A 20,233-nucleotide genomic window follows, 5' to 3' on the forward strand; every position below is an offset into this window, starting at 1 on the left:
CCAGGTAATTGTTAATCTTAATTATCATTTGGACGCCATTCGTCGTAGTCCAATCCTAAACGTCTGGCTTAATTATAAATCAGGTCGTAAGCAATTAATCAGATACAAGTTATCAGTCTGTCAACCGCTCTCAAGCCAGCGCTTCCCAAGTGAGTGGTGGTGATTTGACCTGTGTATTGCTTAAGGAGGTAGATGATATGCCGGTAGATTGCCTCTATTCACGCTTTTTACTAATGATGGACTCATCGCCGTAGGTGCTGATTTAGGTGTAAAAAATGACCCACGCATTTTTTGCGCCATAACGGCGGGCGTATTCAAGGGTGCAGATACGCTTACTGACATGCTCGATAGTGGCAAGTATTACTCAGTCGGGTGTTGCCATGGTCAGCGAGAGCTACTGATGAAATCAATCAATTTGTGCTCGAGGAGTAGCTTAATCCGTCGCAAGTAGATATCTCAGGTTACAATTACCCTATACCTATTTTGCTAATGTTGTTAATGGAGTATACTTAATGGTGCCTATATTGAGGATATGCGTGCCCAGCTATCAATTGATGAATATGCACGTCAATTGCTTTGTATTAATACTAATACTAGTACGAGAAATCTTATCTGGGAGAAATGGCTACGCTCAGCCCTTTAACGCGGACTCAAAGCAAACACAGGATGGTTTGAACCAAGCATTGAGCAAACTTATAAAAAGCGAAGATTGTTATCATTCGAATACGACGTATCGGATCATGGTGGAAGTACTAACGCATCGAAGTCAAGCTTGGTAGTTGCTGAAACCATTGGCAACTTCACAGTATTTATCTGGGTAAAGCTCTGGCCTGTAAGCACAGATGAGGTGGTTATCATACGTGATTTGGTTGAGTTTTGGCGTTTTTTCAACCCTGATTATGCTCAAGGTGATGCTTTTGGCATGGCATACTTTTCGCTTTAAATGATCGTCTTTTTAGCGAGAAACTAACGCCAATTAGTAGGCATTTTATCAACGATTGGAAATCTATCCAAAGTGCTTGGAAGTCTTGGGCATTTGCACCAATGCGTATGAGTCATGTGCTTGAAGGGTTGTTTGGTTATGCCGATGGGCTTAGCCGTGATATTTTAGAAGGCCTTAAGCAAAGATTTCTTTGACGAGCTAGATTCACTGCAAGAGATAATAGCTGAAGCTTATCAACAAGCTTTTGCGACCGAATTACTACTTACTGGTATTGATCTCCTGATGCATTTGATTTTCGTGTTATATGCGTGGCATTAATTACGAAAACACTAGGCATGTATTTCGAACCGAGCTTAATTGGTCAAGATATTGCAATTGATGTTGCACACAATCCAGACAATGGTGCTGCCAGCAAAATTGTTAACTTAAACGGTTGTGAGGGTAAGCCGCTTTGCGTGCACTGGTTGAGTGGACAGCTTACGGCACTCAGGCCATTAATGGCAAAGGGTTTAACTACCTTTCAGCCGAATATTCTGAGGATTTCACAGATAACGAACAAAGCAAGGCGCACGGATGTGTGCTGATAAGTGCGGGATTGACTATGCGATCAGTCTAAACACTTAGAGAGGGTTGAATAGTCAACATCAAATGGCGCAGAAGTAAACTTTGCGCTAGAAATTAACTTTTTAAAAAAACTAAAACAGGAAGCAATCCTGAAAAAACATTTAACCAGATTATTAGCGCCTGCATCTTATACATTGTTATTCGAAGCAGTGTAAACCAAAATCAAAATATTAAGCGAAAATATTGGCAGCCAAGTGGTGAAGCTTAGTCTTGATACAATTATTGATAATAATCCCATTAAAAATAAAACACTTAGCGAAGACGACATTGCTAAGATTATTGCTAAACAACTAACGCAAGTCAGTGCAGATAAAGACAAGAAACTGGCTGAATCTAACGCGGCATTGGGCTGGGGGCGGGTACAGGCAACCCTCATGTTAACAATGAGGGCGTACTATCACTAGAAAAAATTATTATCTGAACACCCGTTTGTTCAAGAGGTTCTTAATGTTTTTGATGTACAAAATGCCAGCGCTTTAGAATCTAAGTTTAAACAACTCGCCGAAGGAATAACAACTACGAATACTAACTTACCAGTTGATTCTCAGCGTACAGTTGTTCGTGAAGCATTAAGTGATTTAAATGTATTAATGCTGGTCAATACAATGACTGATGCTAATGGCCACCATGACGGTTGAAATTCCATTTGAGAAAGGTGACTCAATTGATGGTGACGGTCGGATTTTGAAGGTCAAGGCATTGGTAATGCTGGCGTTACTCGAAAAATGGACACAACTTTTTTAGAACTAATCAAATTAGCATTGCAAATTAGCAACGAAGTCATGCATTTCTTTCGCGCGTCCCAAATTAACTGGGATGTGTTGTACGCTCGGAATGTTACCTCGAATGTTCGATTAGTGTGTGTACTTTTTGCATGATGCTTTGGCTCACGAGGGTGAGATTATGCAAGTTTATCAAGATAAGTACATTATTTACCGTGATTATCTACTATGCAAAGAGATAATTAATGAAGTGCGTAGTATTGCTGAGACCTATGCTCAAATTATGGCGCTTGAAAAAGCTTTGCAATTAATCGTGCCACAACTGAGTGACGAGGTGCTAAAAAACTGGGGCAGTTTTATTGTTGAACGCGTAGTTAAACGTCAGCGTGATTGTAGCTCAGACACTTTGGTTGTTCAGCAATTTTGGAATTTTTACGAAAGTTACAACGAGAATGTTATTAATTCTAACAGTATGGTCGAATTTGCCAGATCTAATCTTAATCATTTTACTCTAAAGAGAAGATTGCCATTAATCTCAACTACTTTAAAGACTTTGCTAATAAGCGCAGACAGCAAATAGACATTGTTGCGTTGCAACGAAGTCTACGTGACAGTAAGCGCCATAAGTTTATTGCAATAAAAGAGGTAAATTCAAAAATTGAAAATAAGGTTTTATACTGCTAGGTTTTTGAATTAACACTATTGCATGAGCGGTTACCACAGGCGTTTTTACGTAAAAAATCCACTATTTATTTTGTGAATTCAATGAGTGATCTGTTTTATCCTAATGTGCCGTTTGATTTTATTGAGAAGGTATTTGATATCATGATGGCAGAAACACCACAACATATTTATCAAATTTTAACTAAAAATCACCAAAGAATGTCATCGTTCTTTTTTTAATGTGGCGCGTATTTATCAAACTCAAACAATGTATGAATGGATGTTAGCGTTGAGAGCATTAAACACGGTACTGAAAGAATTGGCTAGCTTGGTGCAATTAAAGATGCTATCTACCAACCAAGATTGTTTTTGTCAATCGAGTCCTTGCTTGAGGATTTGGGCGATATTGCACTTAAATGTAATCATATAGAGTGGGTGATTGTTGGCGGCAAAAGTGGCAAAGTTTTTCTGACGACTGAACTAAGTTTGGTGCTGAGGGCGAAGAGATTAGCGATAGCCAAAGATACAAGTGTTGTGATAATGCGATTATTGTTAATATTGTGGCTGCGATATTCTTACAGCTGTTCAAAAAATTCACTATTTGAACAGATTAACCTTTATATGTTCACAAACATATAAATCTAAACATTAGACACAATATCTAGCTGGTAATCAAACTCCTAAACTAACACTCTATAAAGATAAATCAAGCATTAGTCCGCCGTTAGTATTTACCAAATCTTGAAGCGTGAAAATATTGGCGTTTCTGAGTCTTTTGTTTTTAAATGTGTCAGGGACATAAAAAACTACGGTTCGTAGTAAGAGTAGTTCAGAGAGTCATTAATATAAAAAAATCCTATCTAATATGATAGGATTTTTTTTGAATACTAATATTTTTAGACCTTACTGAGTTTTTCAATAGCTTGCTTTATGTTGTCCATACTTGTGGCAAACGAAAAACGCACATAGTCTGGCGCACCAAAGGCTGAACCTGGGACTAATGCAATGTTTAACACTTCTAGACAGTAAGTAGAGAGTTCAATATCGTTTTTTAAACCAAGGCGACTAATTAATCCTTTAACTCTTGGGAAGGCATAAAAGGCACCTTGTGATTTAGGGCATTCAACGCCATCAATTGCATTTAATGCGTCAACAATAAAGTCATGCCTTTTCTCAAAAGCGCAAACCATTGTGTTGATAATGCTTTGATCGCCATTTAAAGCTTCTAAAGCAGCAGCCTGAGCAATTGAACAAGGGTTGGAGGTGGATTGACCTTGGATTTTTTTCATGGCTTTAATAATGTTTTCTGGACCTGCGCCATAGCCAATGCGCCAACCAGTCATCGCATAAGCTTTGGAGACGCCGTTAAGAATAATAGTGCGGTCTTTCAATGTTTTATCAGCCATCACAATATTAACAAAATCATCATCACCCCAACGAATATGCTCGTAAATGTCATCGGTGATGATTAATATTTTTGGGTGTTTTTTTAATACATTTGCCAGTGCTTGCAACTCGGCTTGAGAATAAACGACACCTGTAGGGTTAGAGGGGCTGTTAATAACAAATAATTTAGTATTACTGGTAATATTTGCCTCTAGTTGCTCTGGCGTAATTTTAAAACCTTGTTCTAATCCTGTTTCAATAATGACTAATGTTGCATCAGCTAAAAGAGCCATATCTGGATAGCTTACCCAAAAAGGTGCGGGAATAATCACTTCATCGTCTTGATTGAGTACAGCTTGGCACAGATTATAAAACACTTGTTTGCCACCTGATGAAACTATCACCTCAGCACTGGTGTAAGTTAAGTTATTTTTTTGTCTAAATTTATCAATAATCGCTTGTTTTAATATAGGCGTGCCATCTACTGCTGTGTAGCGAGTTTGACCGTTTTTAATTGCTTGTATGGCTGCTTTTTGAATATTTTCAGGTGTATCAAAGTCTGGTTCGCCTGAACCCATGGATACAATTTCAACTCCTTGAGATTTTAATTCATTGGCTTTTGCAGTGACTGCAAGTGTGGCTGAAGGCTTAACTTTTTGAACTCTATCGGAAAGATATACTGACATGGTTATTAATAAGGAAATAGATTAAAATTGAGTGTTTATGTTAATGAAAAAATCTTACGTGTGGATAATAAATTTCAATTGATATCGAAATTTTTCCCTAGTGGCGATCAGCCAGAAGCGATTAAAACTTTGGTTGATGGCGTGAATGCTGGTGCTAAGTTTCAAACCTTGCTTGGCGTAACTGGCTCGGGTAAAACCTTTACACTAGCTAATGTTATTCAACAGACCAAACGCCCCAGTTTGATTATGGCACCCAACAAAACATTAGCAGCACAATTGTATAGTGAGATGAAAGAGTTTTTTCCACACAATTCGGTGGAATATTTTGTTTCTTATTATGATTATTACCAACCAGAGGCTTATGTACCTGCGTCTGATACTTATATCGAAAAAGATTCTTCTATTAATGAGCAAATTGAGCAAATGCGCCTATCTGCCACCAAAGCACTATTAGAGCGTGATGATGTTATTATTATTGCCAGTGTATCTGCTATTTATGGCTTGGGTAATCCTGAAAGTTATATGGCTATGTTGCTACATTTAAGCATTGGAGAAGTTACTAATCAGCGTGAGATACTTTCACGCTTGTCACAAATGCAATACTCGCGCAATGATATTACTTTGATGCGTGGCCATTTTCGAGTTAAGGGCGAAGTGATTGATATTTTCCCTGCTGATTCTGAAGAGCAAGCCATACGCATTGAAATGTTTGATGAAGAAATTGAACAACTTTATTGGTTTGATCCTTTAACAGGGGAAAAACTAAAATCTTTACAAAGAGTTACCATCTATCCACAAACGCACTACGTTACCCCAAAATCTAAAATTTTGAATATGTTGGATGATATTAAAGCAGAGCTAAAAGATTGTAGAAGTGAGTTGCTATCCGTTAATAAATTGGTTGAGGAGCAACGTTTAACACAACGCGTACACATGGATATTGAAATGATGCGAGAGTTAGGGTATTGCACAGGTATTGAGAATTACTCACGCTATTTATCCAGTCAAAATCCTGGCGAGCCACCCTCAACATTGTTGGATTATTTGCCAGATAATGCATTGGTAATTCTAGATGAATCACATGTGACTGTTAGCCAAATTGGTAGCATGTATAAAGGCGATAGGGCGCGTAAAAAAACGCTTGTTGAGTTTGGTTTTCGCCTACCAAGTGCTTTGGATAATCGACCGCTTAGATTTTCAGAATTTGAAGACAGAGTTCATCAATGTATTTTGGTATCTGCCACGCCTGCACAATATGAGTTGGAAGTTTCTAGTGTGATTGCTGAACAAGTAGTAAGACCGACAGGATTGTTAGACCCTGAGATTGACATTCGCCCTGTGGATACGCAGGTGGATGATTTACTTAGTGAAATACGAATGCGCGTTAAAGCGAATGAGCGTGTATTGGTGACAACTTTGACTAAAAAAATGAGTGAACAGTTAAGTGATTATTTAAACGACCATCATGTTAAAGTTCGTTACTTACATTCTGATATTGATACGGTTGAAAGGGTGGAAATTATTCGTGATTTGCGCTTAGGTATGTTTGATGTGCTTGTTGGTATCAACCTATTACGCGAAGGTTTGGATATTCCCGAAGTGTCTTTAGTGGCTATTTTAGATGCAGATAAAGAAGGATTTTTACGTTCTGAACGCTCTCTGATTCAAACCATGGGGCGAGCGGCTAGGAATATAAATGGGCACGTAATTTTATACGCTGCTCGCATAACCAAATCGATGCAAAAGGCGATGGATGAAACCAAAAGACGTCGGGTTAAGCAGCAGGCCTATAATCTGAAAAACAATATCACACCCAAAGGTATTGCCAAACCTATTATCAATATCCTTAATACGGATTTAACCAGTAGCCAGACAGAAGAGAATGGTGCTCAGAAAGTGTTTACTCAACTTTCACCAGTACAATTAGCAAAAGAAATTAAGATACTAGAAAAGAAAATGTATAGTTTTGCTAGCGATTTAGCGTTTGAACGTGCAGCAGATATGCGTAATCAGATTAAACAACTCAAGGACACTCAATTTAAAAAAGCATTATGATTAGCGCTAAATTAAATATTAGTGAAATATCCTATCACTTCAGGCGTATTATTTTTTTACCTATATTTGATGATATTATACCAACGTAATTGGCAGATTGGATTTTAGATCAATAACTAAATGTATGAATGCAATTACAATTGCATAAATTGTTTTTGGGTGATGAAAAGGCAAATAATTATTGAGCGGTGTTTGTATTTGGTTCATTCTATAATTGAATTGCCGGAACTCTTGTTCGAAATCGCGTCAAACATTATGATTAAAATCATTACCAAAGAGGTCGTTATTGGCATTAATTGCGCTGGAAATTAGTAATATGGACAATAGTAATTTGTTCATCATTAAGTAATTACTATTAAATGCATTGTACTAATTAATAGCCATGTTTTCAAGACCTAAATTAAGCCAATTTGTCATCAGCAACATGGTATTTTGGATCTTCTAATACGTTAACTTCAACTAAGCCTTTATAAGCAATAATTTACATTTAGCACTTAGGTGTTTTAAATGCAATACTTTTCCTGTTTTTTTTATAGCTATCTGTCAACTTTCAATGGCTTGAATGGCTGACATTAGTACAGCAACGATAACTGCAATAACCAAATCAGGAAAGACTGTAATTACTGCAACAGAAATACCCACAAAGCTATCAGCAAACAGGCACACGAGAAATCAGCCTAAAACTACACCATTGCACAAAACTACCCATGCCACCGAAAAATCCCGTGACTATATTAGCAATACCTTGAGCAACACTTTCTTTATTAGGTTTGCCAGTTGTCTCAGTCAATTCATCAACCAAATTTAAGGTAAGCAAACTTTCAATTAAACCAATGAGTACCAAAATTACGCTATAAGGTAAAACAATGTACAAAGTCTTTAATGTCCATGGCATGTCAGGAATGGAAAAACTGGGCAAACTGCCAGAAATAGACGCTATGTCACCCACTTGTTTTGGTATCAAGATTGAAAATAATCACCATTGCCAAGCTATTGACAAAGCCTAAAAAAACAGGATGTGGCACTAGGCGGATAAATTTACCCAATTTAAATAAACCAAATGCAATTTTCAAAAACTCCATCAATACCACACTTGCAAACAAGTATTGTACACCGTGTTCTATAACTAATGCAAAAGCCACTGTCTCTGGTACTAAGGCAAGTGCGACGGTTAGATCTGATAAAAAATCATTTTTGACATTATTAGGGGCGTATTTATTAATCAATGAAAACATGTAATCCTTATTTTGAGTTTGGGTAAACGAATCTATATTGAGGCTGGAATAATGGGCGTGGTTGATGCAACATTTAAGTTTTGAGCTCGGTGGCGCATAACATGATCCATAATAGTCATTGCCAACATGGCTTCAGCAATAGGTGTTGCACGAATACCTACGCAAGGGTCATGACGACCTTTGCTAACTACTTCAACAGGACTTCCTTCCTTATCAATACTATCAATTGGCAGGCGCAAACTTGAAGTTGGCTTTAGTGCAATAGACACTAAAATATCTTGACCTGAACTAATCCCGCCTAAAACGCCACCAGTATGATTTGACTTAAAACCTGCTGGAGTAATGGCATCACGATGCTCCGTGCCTTTTTGGGTGACTGCTTTAAATCCAGCACCAATTTCAACGCCTTTTACGGCATTAATACTCATCATACCATGAGCAATATCTGCCTCTAATCGGTCAAAAATTGGCTCCCCTAGTCCGACAGGCATGTTATTTGCCATAATGTTAATTCTAGCACCCACCGAATCACCCGATTTTCGCAAGGCATCCATATATTCTTCTAATTCCTCAACTTTACTAGCATCAGGGCAGAAAAATGGGTTGTTGTACACCTCAAGCCAATCAAAATTTTCAGCCTTAATAGGGCCTAGTTGAGATAAATAGCCTTTAATTTCAATGCCGTATTCTTGTTTTAAATATTTTTTAGCAATACCACCACAAGCAACGCGCATGGCAGTTTCTCTAGCGGAGGAGCGTCCACCGCCACGATAATCTCTAAAGCCGTATTTTTGATCATAGGTGTAATCAGCATGACCAGGGCGAAAAGTGTCTTTAATATTGCTATAGTCTTTAGAGCGTTGGTCGGTATTTTGAATGATGAGTGCAATTGGTGTGCCCATTGTTTTGCTTTCAAACGTGCCAGATAATATTTTCACTAAATCCTTTTCACGGCGTTGGGTGGTATGGCGAGAAGTGCCTGGTTTTCTAAGGTCTAAATCACCTTGTAAATCAGCCTCAGTAAGTGCTAATCCTGGCGGGCAACCATCTACAATGCCAATTAATGCTTCGCCATGAGATTCACCTGCTGTGGTGATTGTGAATAATTTTCCAATCGTATTGCCACTCATTTACCATTCCTTATATTGGACAATAGTGTTACAAATATTATCCCAGTTTGCTTTTGAGTCTGTGAAAAATATGTTTTTCAATAGGCTCTTTGATGTCACTTGTAATTGTGCCTAGTCTAATTCTTGTATGGTCCGGATTATTTTTTAGCTTTGTCACAATGGGTGAGTCACAAGTTTTACAAAAAATCGGCTTTTATTGGCATTTTCTTTAAATTCAGTTAAATTATTCTCACCACTTATAAACTCAAAGTTTTCATTTTTTACATTCCATTCCTTGCAAACGCTGTACCTTGAACTTTTCGACATTCAGAACAATGACACATGGTATATCGGTAATTTTTTGATACAAACCCATACAAGCATTGATCCTTGATGCATAATAATCTCAGCAAAAATTCTAATTATACCTGGTCTATTTAGCCAGTTTGTTATACAACCAAGCAATCACAAAGCCAGCAATGGCTGCGTCGAAAAATGTCCAAACCATGCCAATGATAATATCCATAAAGTCCAACCCATAGCCAAGATAAATGCTCATTAAAAATTCAACAACATTATGCAAATAATAATCAGTTAAATTTGCCACAATTGAAACTAATAACAACCCAATGGGCATAGTGCCTAGTGCTATTGCCAGAGCTTTAGTGTTAGTTTTGTTGCATTTTTTATTCCTTTGATGGTGCCCTCGACGCGATTTGAACGCATGACCTGTCGCTTAGGAGGCGGCCGCTCTATCCAGCTGAGCTACGAAGGCAATGTGATTATTATCCACGATATGATTATCTATTGAAATTTTTGCATCATTTTTATCCATACTTGTTAATTATGGATATTTCTTTAGATGGGCTCATGTTTTACAAATTTGTATAATTTAAATCACAGTATAATTTAGGTATTTTTTTACGTCTTATTTATTTCAAAATTACATGAAAGATATTAAAATTAAAGATAGGCTTATTTTTGCCCTAGATGTGCCAGAAGTTGAACAAGCTAAGGACTTAGTCACTCAACTAGATGACAGTGTTAATTTTTATAAAATTGGCATGGAACTATTAATGACAGGACAATACTTTAACCTGCTTGATTGGCTATTAGAAAAAAACAAGAAAGTCTTTGTGGATTTAAAGTTTTTTGATGTACCAGAAACTGTCGGCAGAACCATTAAGCGTTTAAGTCAATATGGTGCTACTTTTGCTACCATCCATGGCAATCAAGCGCTTATGGAAAAAGCCGTTGAAAACAAAGGTAATCTTAAAATTTTAGCAGTAACTGCACTCACTAGTCTTGATAGAGGTGATTTAAATGATTTAGGCTTTGATTGCGATGTGCAAGAGTTGGTCATTTCTCGTGCCAAACGTGCTTTTGAAACAGGTTGTGATGGCGTGGTATCTTCGGGTCTTGAAGTACCATTTTTACGCAAATACGTTGATCATAAATTAATCGCTGTTACCCCAGGTATTCGCCCCGTGTCTAATGATGACGATCAAAAACGCGTGGTTGATGTGGCAACTGCATTTAATTCAGGCTCAGACTATACTGTCGTTGGTCGCCCAATTAAAAATGCCACCAACCCGTACCAAGCAGCACAAGACATTCAAACAATTATCAAAGGTTGTTTTTAAACTACAGTATAATATTCACTTCTTTAGTCGCGTAGCTCAGTTGGTTAGAGCACTACCTTGACATGGTAGGGGTCGGTGATTCGAATTCACTCGCGACTACCATCAAAACTTTTAGTTCTTTAAACATAGGTTTATTAAAACAAGAGCTTCTTTTATGAAAAAGTTCTTTATATCAAAACTAAAAAAACCAAGACCAAGTTAATTTTAAAAAAGATATATTTATCTATGAGTTGAGAAGGTTAAAATAATTTGCATTAGTGATTATTTTTCAACACATTAGGCTAATTGAAAACAATATGAAATTAAAAGTATTTGATATAAATGATAGGAACCATTTACAATACTTATACTCTTTTCTTGTTACAAATAACGTTGATTTGAAACTAGTTTTTGTATTGCTTTTATTGAGCTTTTCTGTATTCTCTAGTAGAGATTTGTATGATAGGGGTATGCAATATTATTATGGCGATGGTGTCGAACAAGATTATACTAAGCGCTTAGTGCGTTTGAGCATGCGTAAAGTTAGAGGATTTAGATGCGCAAACGGCGTTAAGTATTATGTATCAAAGGTGATGGCATTAGTCAAGATGATGCCAAGGGGATTGATTAATTGATTATCTAAAAAAATCAGCCAAGAGTAATCATGCTAAAGGGCAGTATTATTTAGGTGTGGTAGTTGATTATTAAAAATCGCGCGCGCTTTATCAAAGTGCGATTAAACAAGGAAATTTGGATGTATATTTGGATATTTTTAGATATTATGAGCAGGCTCAGCTGTTGATTAAAATTTAAACAAGGCTTATCAATTTGTGCTTACTGCGGCGGCTAGAGAAGGTCGTAAATCTTCTCAATACAAAGTGTCACTTATGTATAAAGAAGGTATCGACACTAAAAAATCTTTACAAAAGGCTAAACCACTGGCTTAATAGACTAATTAAAAGTGGCGATAAGAAAGCAGAAATATTGCTTAAGAGATTACAGAAAAGGTAAAAATCTACCTGTGTTGTTTTTATAGTTTTTGTATTGCTTAAAACGTTTATTAAGCAACCTCTCTTCTAAATTTGATTTAAGTATTAAATCAATAATAAGAATTAGCATCACTAATTGAGAAATTGGGTGGGTATTGCTAAGCATTAAAGCTGAAGATAATAATAACACACTGGTATACATGGGATGGCGAATGAATCGATAAATACCGTGGGTTGTTAGTTTGTGTTGTTTTTTAAGGGCAGGGGTGATATTAAGATTATCTAGACGCATATTAATAAGTGCAAGCAATCCAATAATAAGCGACAAACTCAATAGCAATAAAGGCATAAGACTAAAACCACTCATTTGTGAGTTAATGATTAAATAGATAATACAGCTAAATTGAATAACAACATAAATCATAGTAAGTGCTCATGGTTATAATAAGCCCATTATCTCAAATTTTTGTTGAATGAAAGTTGATATTGTAATTATTGGTGGTGGTCCAGCAGGTTTAAGTTTTGCTAGTGCCATGCTTGGTTCTAATGTTAAAGTGCTATTGATTGAAAGATCAAGCCTTGATTCTATTGCCAATCCTCAAGCAGATGGCAGAGAAATTGCATTAACGCATTTATCATTAAAGATTTTAAAGAAGTTTGGTGTTTGGGATTTAATTAATCAGGAGGAAGTTTCTCCTTTAAAAGAAGCGAAAGTGTTTGATGGCAACTCGCCTTCTTTGTTAAATTTTACAAGCAAGAATACCTCAGTAGATGCTTTGGGTTATTTAGTGCCTAATTATCAAATCAGAAAAGCACTTTATACAAAGGTTAAACAGGCAAAAGATATTGATATTGTCACTGATATGAGCGTTGAAAATGTAGCTCAATTGAATGATTACTCTCAAGTTATTTTATCTAATGGCAATAAGATTGAGGCCAAATTAGTCATTGCTGCTGATAGTCGTTTTTCAGATATTCGTCGAAAAGTTGGCATTCCAGCCTTAATGAAGGATTTTTCTAAGGTTATGATTGTTACTCAAATGAGTCATGAAATATCGCACAACAATGTTGCTTTAGAATGTTTTGATTATGGGCAAACATTGGCATTATTGCCAATGATAGGCAATGTTTCGTCTATTGTGTTAACGGTTAAAACCAACCAATCTCAGGCAATACTTGAGATGAGTGAAGTTGATTTTAATCAAATGATGACACAATCATTTAAAGGTGAGTTGGGGCAGATGATGCAAGTGGGAGAGCGGCACTCTTATCCCTTGGTTGCAACGCATGCGCAAACTTTTATAGCCAAACGTTTTGCGCTGATTGGCGATGCCTCGGTAGGCATGCACCCTGTGACTGCACATGGGTTTAATTTAGGTTTAAGAGGTCAAGACATATTAGCAAAATTAGTTAATGAGGCTCTGGATAATGGCCAAGATATTGGCTCTGAATCTTTACTAAAGTTGTACGAGAAAAAGCATATTAATTTAACTAGATTGATGTTTTTTGGCACTAATGGCATTGTGGCATTATTTACTAACGATGCACCAGTGGTTAAACAAGTAAGGCGATTTGTGCTTAAGTTTGCCGAGCATTTTCCACCCATTAAATACTTAATTTCTCATCATTTAACACAAGATAAAAAGCATAAATTTTTACCCTTTCAATGAAAGTTGATTTAACCAGTCTTAGACATGAATTTACTCAAAGTGGCTTAAATCGAGTTGATTTGAGCGACAATCCTTTTGAGCAATTTAAATTGTGGTTCCAACAAGCTCAAGAAGCAGACCTAGTTGAGCCAAGTGCAATGAGTTTAGCAACAAGTAATGATAATGAAATAAGTATTAGAACCGTGTTACTCAAATATTTTGACAAACACGGTTTTGTATTTTTTACAAACTATAACTCTAAAAAATCCAAACAACTTCAAAGCAATCCAAATGCAGCTTTATTGTTTCCATGGCTAGCTTTAGAAAGACAAGTTAAGATTTCCGGCTATGTAGAAAAACTGACTACGCTTGAATCTTTAAAGTATTTTTCCTCCAGACCAAAAGCATCTCAACTAGGCGCTTGGGCATCACAACAGTCATCAAATTTATCTTCAAGACAGGTGTTATTATCTCAATTTGAATCAATGAGGGCTAAATTTAGTAAAGGCGAGGTGCCGTTGCCTGATTTTTGGGGCGGCTATCGTGTCATACCATTAAAGATTGAATTTTGGCAGGGTAGAGAAAATCGATTACATGATCGATTCATATACCAGCTAAATGAAGACAAGTGGAAAATTGAACGTCTAGCGCCTTAAATTACTTAAAACTTGTTTGGTATTAGGCGTTGCACCTGTCCAAAACTCAAAAGCTGCTGCTGCCTGTTCAACCAACATACCTAAACCGTCGCTAATTATTGAGCCGTGATTGGTTGTTGCCCAATCCATAAATGGCGTTTGTTTGCCATACATTAAATCGTAACAAATTGCATTATTGGCGATGCCAGAGGCGATATCAGGTATTTTTCCATCAAGTGATGCACTAGTGGCATTAATAATAATATCAACAGAGTCATGCTTAATTTTATCCAAACCAAAACCGCAAGTCTTGCCAAATTTAGCAAAGTCTTTAGCCAGTTTAATTGCTTTAGAGGGGGTTCGATTGGCAATCATAATGCGATTAGGTCGCTGCTCTAAAAGAGGCAATAAGATGCCTTGTGTTGCACCGCCTGCACCTAAAATTAGGACAATTTTATCTTTTAATTCAATGCCAAGATTGCGAGTTAAATCGTTAATTAGTCCAATACCATCAGTATTTTCACCAATGATTTTATCTTGTTTTATTTTAATGGTATTAACTGCACCTGCTGTTTGGGCATTTAATGTGAGTTCGCTTGCAAATTTAAACGCATCTAATTTAAAAGGTACGGTAATATTAAAACCATTTGCACCTTGATTGATGAATGCTTGTGCTGAGGATGAAAAATCATCAACGGGTGCTAAGATTTTATCATAGCTAATTTCAAGCCTAGTCTGTTGTGCAAATTGGGTGTGAATATTTGGCGATAAGCTGTGCTTAATCGGATTGCCAAAAACAGCAAATTTACACATCACTAATCTTGTTTTTATTAGTCTCAGTTTATGTATTTTGTTTTTGTTGAGGCTTTGGTTTTTGTTGTTTAGTGCTATTGTTTTGAGTTCTGTTTTTATTACAACTCCTGTTGCGGTTTCTATTATTAGGATTTATTTTACGTTTATTGGGTTGTTCTTTCTTCTTCTCAAACAAAGCATTTTTTATTTTCTCAAACAAGGAAATTTTCTTTTCAGGAACGCGCGTGCTGGGTCTATTCACATTAATAGCAGGAATTTCAGCTTGGTTTGAAAGACCATTTTCAGCTAGCACATGTTGTGGCTTTGAAATGCCTTGATAGCTTTTATGTTGTGACTTTTTATCCCCTTTTTTTTGCTTATTAATGGTGAAATTAGGAAACTGCATATATGGATTAGGCAGTAAGGTAATTTTAATGCCATACTTGTCTTCTAATTTTGTTACTTCTTGACGTTTTTCATTCAAAACATAAGTAATGACTTCCACACTTGATTGAATGGTTAAGCGTGCTGTTTGTTTAGCCGCATTACAATCGTCTTCAAGTTGTCTTAAAATGGTTAATGCTAACGTTGGAATGGTTGGCGTAGTACCACGACCATGACAAGCAGAACAAGGTTTTTCAACCGATTCAGAGACTGAACTCATCAAGCGCTGTCTTGACATTTCGAGCAAGCCAAATTGAGAAATGGTGCCGATTTGGATGCGCGCTCGATCTGCATTGATGGCTTTTTCCATGGCTTTTTCGATTGACACTCTATGCTCTTCAGCAGCCATATCGATAAAATCAATCACGACTAATCCACCAATATCTCTTAATTGTAGTTGTAGGGCAATTTCTTTACTTGCTTCCAAGTTGGTGTTGTAGGCGGTTTCTTCAATGTCAGCGCCTTTAGTAGCGCGAGCAGAGTTGACATCAATGGCAGTAAGTGCTTCAGTTGGGTCAAAGACAATGGTGGCACCTGTTCGTAGTGATACTTTTCGGTTAAATACGCTTTTAACCTGAGTTTCAACGCCCATATGGTTAAATAAAGAATGCTCAGAAACATTAAAAAATTTAATGCGGTCTAAGTAATGTGGCAACACAAAACTGACAAATTCTTTGGCATTTTGAAAAGCTTCTAATTCGTCAATAATAACACTGTCAGTATCAGAGCGAAGATGGTCGCGCAATGTGCGAATAATAATATCACTTTCTTGATAAATTAAGAAAGGTGCACTGCGTGCTAGAGCTGCTGTATTAATTGATTTCCATAAGTCAGAAAGATAGTCTACTTCCCATTGCAACTCTTCAAAGCTTTTGCCAGCACCTGCAGTGCGAATGATTAAGCCTGAATGGTCAGGTAGAATAATTTTGCCAATAATTTCTTTTAAAGATTGTCGGTCTGAAGCGACTATTTGCCTTGATATGCCATGACTTTTCGGATTGTTTGGCATTAAAATCATATAAGCACCAGCAAGGTTGATATAAGTGCTGAGTGCTGCGCCTTTATTACCACGCTCTTCTTTTTCAATTTGGACAATAATTTCTTCTCCTTCTTTTAAAACATCAGAAATGGTTAGTTTTTCGCCCTTAGCTTTGGCATCATTATATAACGTTTCTGCAACTTCTTTAAAAGGTAAAAAACCTTGTTTTTCTTTGCCGTAATCAACAAATGCTGCCTCTAGTGATTGTTCTACTCGAGAGATTTTGCCATGGTAGATATTGCCTTTAGTTTTTTTATTAAGGCTGGTTTCTATATTAAGGCCAATTAGTTTTTTGTTTTTGACAACACCCACTCTGATTTCTTCGGAATGAGTTGCATTGATTAAAATATGATTCATGGCTAAGTCCTAGTGTGAATGGACTTTGTTGCGCACATAAAAGCTCAGCACTGGCGTGTTGATTTGGTATTAAAGTGTGATTTATTCTTATCATAAAATGATTAAAAACTTATTCCTTAAGGGCTCTTAAACCCTTTTTTTATCTAGCCACTCAAAAGTGGTTAAATAATTAATTTACTTTATATGGCAACAAAAAGCCCAAAATATTAATAGTATTTTTTGTGGTATTTATTTCCATCATCTAAAAAGATTTTTCAAATGTTTTTAGATGATGGAAATTTAAACATCAATTCTTCGAATTATATCACAGAAATAGTATGATATTTATCAAAGACCCTTATTGATTAAGTGTGCGACCACCATCAACATTAATAATTTGTCCAGTAATATAGGTAGATTTGGCTAAAAATAAAACAGTATCAGCAATATCTTGCGCACTGCCTTGTTTTTTAAGTACAATTTTTTTAAGCATTTTGTCTTTTTGAGTTTGGTCAGGTTCGGCTGTATCTTTTGGCCACAAAATTGATCCAGGAGATACCCCACAAACACGAACATTGGGTGCTAATTCTTTAGCCAGTGTTTTGGTTGTCATGACAATAGCTGCTTTAGAAATGTTATAAATTGCATGATTTTTTAAAGGGCGCTCGCTGTGAATATCTACAATATTGACAATGCAACCTTGGCTTTGAGCTAATTTGTCACTTAGAGTGCTGGATAAAAATAAAGGAGCCATAACATTGGTATTCATAATGGTTTGATAGTCATGTTGATTTAATTTATTGACGGGTGTTGGATAAAACACTGATGCATTGTTAACTAAAAGATTAAGCGACTTAATGGTATCGCAAAGTTTACTTACTTCTTGAATGTTGGATAATTCAGCTTGTAAGGTACTGGCAGAATTTTGGCGAATACTGTTAAGCTTATTTGCTAGATTTTTTGCAGCTTGGGATGAATTTCTGTAATGAATAACCACATGATAATTATCCTTGTGCAAAGTATGACAAATTTGCGCGCCAATTCTATGCGCCGCGCCTGTAACTAATGCTGTTTTCATATAAAATACATCAAGTGAGTCTTGAACAAATTATTAAAAACACTATTATACAAAATGCTAGCCCTATAGGTTTCGATGAATTTATGGATTTGGCACTTTATCATCCTACATTGGGTTATTATCAATCAGATTTGGAAAAATTTGGCGAAAAGGGCGATTTTATTACCGCACCAGAAACTTCAGATTTATTTGGGTTTTGTTTGGCTCGTCAATGCACACAGGTACTAAATGGCACTAATGATATTTTAGAGTTTGGTGCAGGTAGTGGTGTTCTTGCCACTCAGATACTTTTCGAGTTAGGAAAGTTAAATAGCTTGCCCAAGAAATATTATATTTTAGAGTTAAGTGGCGAGCTTAAACACAGGCAAGCACAAACCATTAACAAGACACTACCAGAATTAATGGATAGGGTGATTTGGCTTGATGAACTGCCAAATTTTTTTTCTGGCGTGGTGATTGCCAATGAAGTTTTGGATGCCATGCCTGCAAAACGTCTTATTTACAAAAACAATCAATTTTATGAATTGGGCGTTGATTTTCGTGGAAATAAATTTTACTGGAAAATATTTGATTTGCCTTATCAAAATGATAAAGCGTTTTTGCCTAATCATGTGACTGAAGATTATAAAACTGAAATTAATCTTCGTGCCACGGCGTGGATTGATTCCTTACACAATGCCACCAATGAGGTTCTAGTATTGTTGATTGATTATGGTATGGGCAGAGATGAATATTTTCATTCACAAAGATTAGACGGCACTTTAAGGTGTTATTATCAACATAAGGCGAGTGAAAACCCGTTTGTAAATATAGGTAAGCAAGATATCACTACATCGGTTAATTTTTCTGATATTGCTGATCAAGCAAGTGTTAGTGGTTTTAAGGTTAGTGGTTATGCGACACAGGCGCTGTTTTTGATTTCATTGGGTATTGATGATTATTTGCTTGAACAGCTAGATGCAGATAAACGTCTCAATTTGGCACAACAAGTTAAACAATTGGTTTTACCCAGTGCGATGGGCGAGAGTTTTAAGGTATTGGCTTTAAGTAAAAAACTATCGGTAGAATTAACAGGATTTGTTGAACAAGATCTGAGCGGTAAATTATAAGAAGTTTTTATATAAGGGCATCTCTAAGAACTCATCACTTTATAATGAATTTAAAAAAACCAGCCAGAACCCTTGATATAACTAATTTTTTAAAATCTATCCTAAAGAAAATATCTATCTTTTCGACAAGTATTTTTGGCTTATTATGAGGTGTGCCCATAAATATGGATATTTTTCAAACAATCGTCTTGGCGTTAATTCAAGGTTTAAGCGAATTTTTACCCATTTCCTCTTCAGCGCACTTAATTTTAGTACCAAAGCTAACCCATTGGACTGACCAAGGCTTGGGGTTTGATGTGGTGGTACATATGGGTACTTTAAGTGCGGTGATATTTTATTATCAAGCAATGATTAAAAGCTTGTCTTTTGATTTTTATCATTCAATCATTAAACGCCAAACTATTGGACAATCAAAGTTAGCATGGGGCGTGTTATTAGGCACTATTCCAGTAGGGCTGGCTGGCGTGTTATTTAAAGATTCTATTGCAAGTGATTTACGTTCAGTAGAGATTATTGCTTATGCAACACTAGTGTTTGGCGTGCTTTTAGGCTTTGCCAGTTGGTTTAATCATAGAAATAAAAGTCCAAGAAGTACAGTCAGTTGGGTAGATATTGCTTTTGTCGGTATGATGCAAACCTTGGCATTAATTCCAGGAAGTTCTAGGTCAGGAATAACAATCACGGCTTGTATGTTGGTGGGTCTATCTAGGAAATTATCAATACAATTTTCATTTTTATTATCCATTCCTGTGATTAGTCTGTCATTAATACTTATATTGATTGATTTGTACCATCAGGCGCAATTGGTTAATGTTAGCTTATTAGCCTTAGGCTTTGTGGTCTCAGCAATTAGTGCTTATGTAACCATTGTTTTTTTTATCAAGTTAATAGATACGGTTGGCATGATGCCGTTTGTTTTCTATAGATTAACTTTAGGCGTATTTTTATTGTTATTAATTTTATGAAGACATATCAATTCCAATCTAAACCTTTTTTTATCCTTAATTTTGCTTCCTTGTTGTTGCTATTTAGTTGGAGCAATGTTATTACTTGAGAATATTTGGACTATATACGCCACTACTTAATTATATTAATAAAACACTTGGTAATGTAGCCT

18 protein-coding genes, 2 tRNA genes and 1 pseudogene are annotated in these 20,233 nt (G+C 36.3%); 12 read left to right on the forward strand and 9 right to left on the reverse strand.

Translation table 11 applies throughout. The features are described from left to right. Nucleotides 1-772 precede the first annotated feature (772 nt). From HUE58_RS01675 to HUE58_RS01690, 4 genes are all read left to right on the forward strand, one after another. Entirely contained in the window at nt 773-943 is a 171-nt protein-coding gene (locus HUE58_RS01675; RefSeq protein ID WP_174605350.1) for a hypothetical protein, read from the forward strand. Between the two features lie 818 nt (nt 944-1,761). Continuing rightward, entirely contained in the window at nt 1,762-1,971 is a 210-nt protein-coding gene (locus HUE58_RS01680) for a hypothetical protein (RefSeq protein ID WP_174605351.1), read from the forward strand. Between the two features lie 499 nt (nt 1,972-2,470). Next, on the forward strand, nt 2,471-2,869 hold the full coding sequence (locus HUE58_RS01685; RefSeq protein WP_174605352.1) for a hypothetical protein: 399 nt from the start codon (nt 2,471-2,473) through the stop codon (nt 2,867-2,869). A 122-nt stretch (nt 2,870-2,991) separates the two neighbouring features. Then, on the forward strand, nt 2,992-3,192 hold the full coding sequence (locus HUE58_RS01690) for a DUF5131 family protein (RefSeq protein WP_174605353.1): 201 nt from the start codon (nt 2,992-2,994) through the stop codon (nt 3,190-3,192). Between the two features lie 656 nt (nt 3,193-3,848). Here HUE58_RS01690 and HUE58_RS01695 read toward each other — a convergent pair. Then, entirely contained in the window at nt 3,849-5,024 is a 1,176-nt protein-coding gene (locus HUE58_RS01695; protein WP_174605354.1) for a pyridoxal phosphate-dependent aminotransferase, read from the reverse strand. Nucleotides 5,025-5,084: 60 nt separating this feature from the next. Here HUE58_RS01695 and uvrB point away from each other — a divergent pair, with 60 nt between their 5' ends. Further along, complete coding sequence (gene uvrB / locus HUE58_RS01700; protein ID WP_174606213.1) at nt 5,085-7,079, forward strand: excinuclease ABC subunit UvrB; 1,995 nt, start codon at nt 5,085-5,087, stop codon at nt 7,077-7,079. A 718-nt stretch (nt 7,080-7,797) separates the two neighbouring features. On the opposite strand, the pseudogene HUE58_RS01705 reads toward uvrB, so the two are convergent. The 4 genes and pseudogenes from HUE58_RS01705 to HUE58_RS01720 form a co-directional block, all read right to left on the reverse strand. Next, nucleotides 7,798-8,314, reverse strand: a pseudogene (locus tag HUE58_RS01705) (SulP family inorganic anion transporter); the annotation flags it as partial. 32 nt (nt 8,315-8,346) lie between these two features. Beyond that, the gene (gene aroC, locus HUE58_RS01710) at nt 8,347-9,444 is read right to left on the reverse strand and encodes a chorismate synthase (protein ID WP_174605355.1); all 1,098 of its coding nucleotides are present in this window, start codon (nt 9,442-9,444) and stop codon (nt 8,347-8,349) included. 412 nt (nt 9,445-9,856) lie between these two features. Then, nucleotides 9,857-10,060 carry a hypothetical protein gene (locus HUE58_RS01715; protein WP_174605356.1) on the reverse strand — a complete coding sequence of 68 codons (204 nt, stop codon included), beginning with the start codon at nt 10,058-10,060 and terminating at the stop codon, nt 9,857-9,859. A gap of 61 nt (nt 10,061-10,121) precedes the next feature. Next, a tRNA-Arg gene (locus tag HUE58_RS01720) sits at nt 10,122-10,198 on the reverse strand. Between the two features lie 172 nt (nt 10,199-10,370). Between HUE58_RS01720 and pyrF the strand changes: the two genes are divergently transcribed. From pyrF to HUE58_RS01735, 3 genes are all read left to right on the forward strand, one after another. Continuing rightward, the gene (gene pyrF / locus HUE58_RS01725; protein ID WP_174605357.1) at nt 10,371-11,066 is read left to right on the forward strand and encodes an orotidine-5'-phosphate decarboxylase; all 696 of its coding nucleotides are present in this window, start codon (nt 10,371-10,373) and stop codon (nt 11,064-11,066) included. Between the two features lie 25 nt (nt 11,067-11,091). Beyond that, nucleotides 11,092-11,168 (forward strand) — tRNA-Val (locus HUE58_RS01730). A 347-nt stretch (nt 11,169-11,515) separates the two neighbouring features. Next, nucleotides 11,516-11,680: a hypothetical protein gene (locus tag HUE58_RS01735; protein ID WP_174605358.1), complete on the forward strand. Its 165-nt coding sequence runs from the start codon at nt 11,516-11,518 to the stop codon at nt 11,678-11,680. 361 nt (nt 11,681-12,041) lie between these two features. On the opposite strand, the gene HUE58_RS01740 is transcribed toward HUE58_RS01735, so the two are convergent. Further along, nucleotides 12,042-12,458, reverse strand: a complete 417-nt coding sequence (locus tag HUE58_RS01740) for a methyltransferase family protein (RefSeq protein WP_174605359.1) — start codon at nt 12,456-12,458, stop codon at nt 12,042-12,044. A gap of 49 nt (nt 12,459-12,507) precedes the next feature. Here HUE58_RS01740 and ubiM point away from each other — a divergent pair, with 49 nt between their 5' ends. After that, nucleotides 12,508-13,704: a 5-demethoxyubiquinol-8 5-hydroxylase UbiM gene (gene ubiM, locus HUE58_RS01745; protein ID WP_174605360.1), complete on the forward strand. Its 1,197-nt coding sequence runs from the start codon at nt 12,508-12,510 to the stop codon at nt 13,702-13,704. Further along, nucleotides 13,701-14,339, forward strand: coding sequence for a pyridoxamine 5'-phosphate oxidase (pdxH, locus tag HUE58_RS01750; protein WP_174605361.1), 639 nt, complete (start codon nt 13,701-13,703; stop codon nt 14,337-14,339). Before ubiM ends, pdxH begins: the two co-directional genes overlap by 4 nt. On the opposite strand, the gene aroE is transcribed toward pdxH, so the two are convergent. The 3 genes from aroE to HUE58_RS01765 form a co-directional block, all read right to left on the reverse strand. Next, nucleotides 14,328-15,131: a shikimate dehydrogenase gene (aroE, locus tag HUE58_RS01755; RefSeq protein WP_174605362.1), complete on the reverse strand. Its 804-nt coding sequence runs from the start codon at nt 15,129-15,131 to the stop codon at nt 14,328-14,330. The two genes, pdxH and aroE, sit on opposite strands and share 12 nt — an antisense overlap. Nucleotides 15,132-15,159: 28 nt before the next feature. Further along, nucleotides 15,160-16,950, reverse strand: a complete 1,791-nt coding sequence (locus HUE58_RS01760; RefSeq protein ID WP_174605363.1) for an Rne/Rng family ribonuclease — start codon at nt 16,948-16,950, stop codon at nt 15,160-15,162. Between the two features lie 337 nt (nt 16,951-17,287). Further along, nucleotides 17,288-18,007 (reverse strand): pteridine reductase, encoded by a 720-nt coding sequence (locus tag HUE58_RS01765; protein ID WP_174605364.1) that lies wholly within the window; start codon nt 18,005-18,007, stop codon nt 17,288-17,290. Between HUE58_RS01765 and HUE58_RS01770 the strand changes: the two genes are divergently transcribed. Beyond that, nucleotides 17,995-19,116, forward strand: a complete 1,122-nt coding sequence (locus HUE58_RS01770) for a class I SAM-dependent methyltransferase (RefSeq protein WP_246260832.1) — start codon at nt 17,995-17,997, stop codon at nt 19,114-19,116. The genes HUE58_RS01765 and HUE58_RS01770 overlap by 13 nt on opposite strands. A gap of 164 nt (nt 19,117-19,280) precedes the next feature. Continuing rightward, nucleotides 19,281-20,081, forward strand: coding sequence for an undecaprenyl-diphosphate phosphatase (locus HUE58_RS01775; RefSeq protein WP_174605365.1), 801 nt, complete (start codon nt 19,281-19,283; stop codon nt 20,079-20,081). The last annotated feature ends 152 nt before the right edge of the window (nt 20,082-20,233 follow it).

This window comes from Candidatus Ruthia endofausta, from assembly GCF_013342985.1.
In the GTDB taxonomy this organism is placed as follows: Bacteria; Pseudomonadota; Gammaproteobacteria; order PS1; family Pseudothioglobaceae; genus Ruthia; species Ruthia endofausta.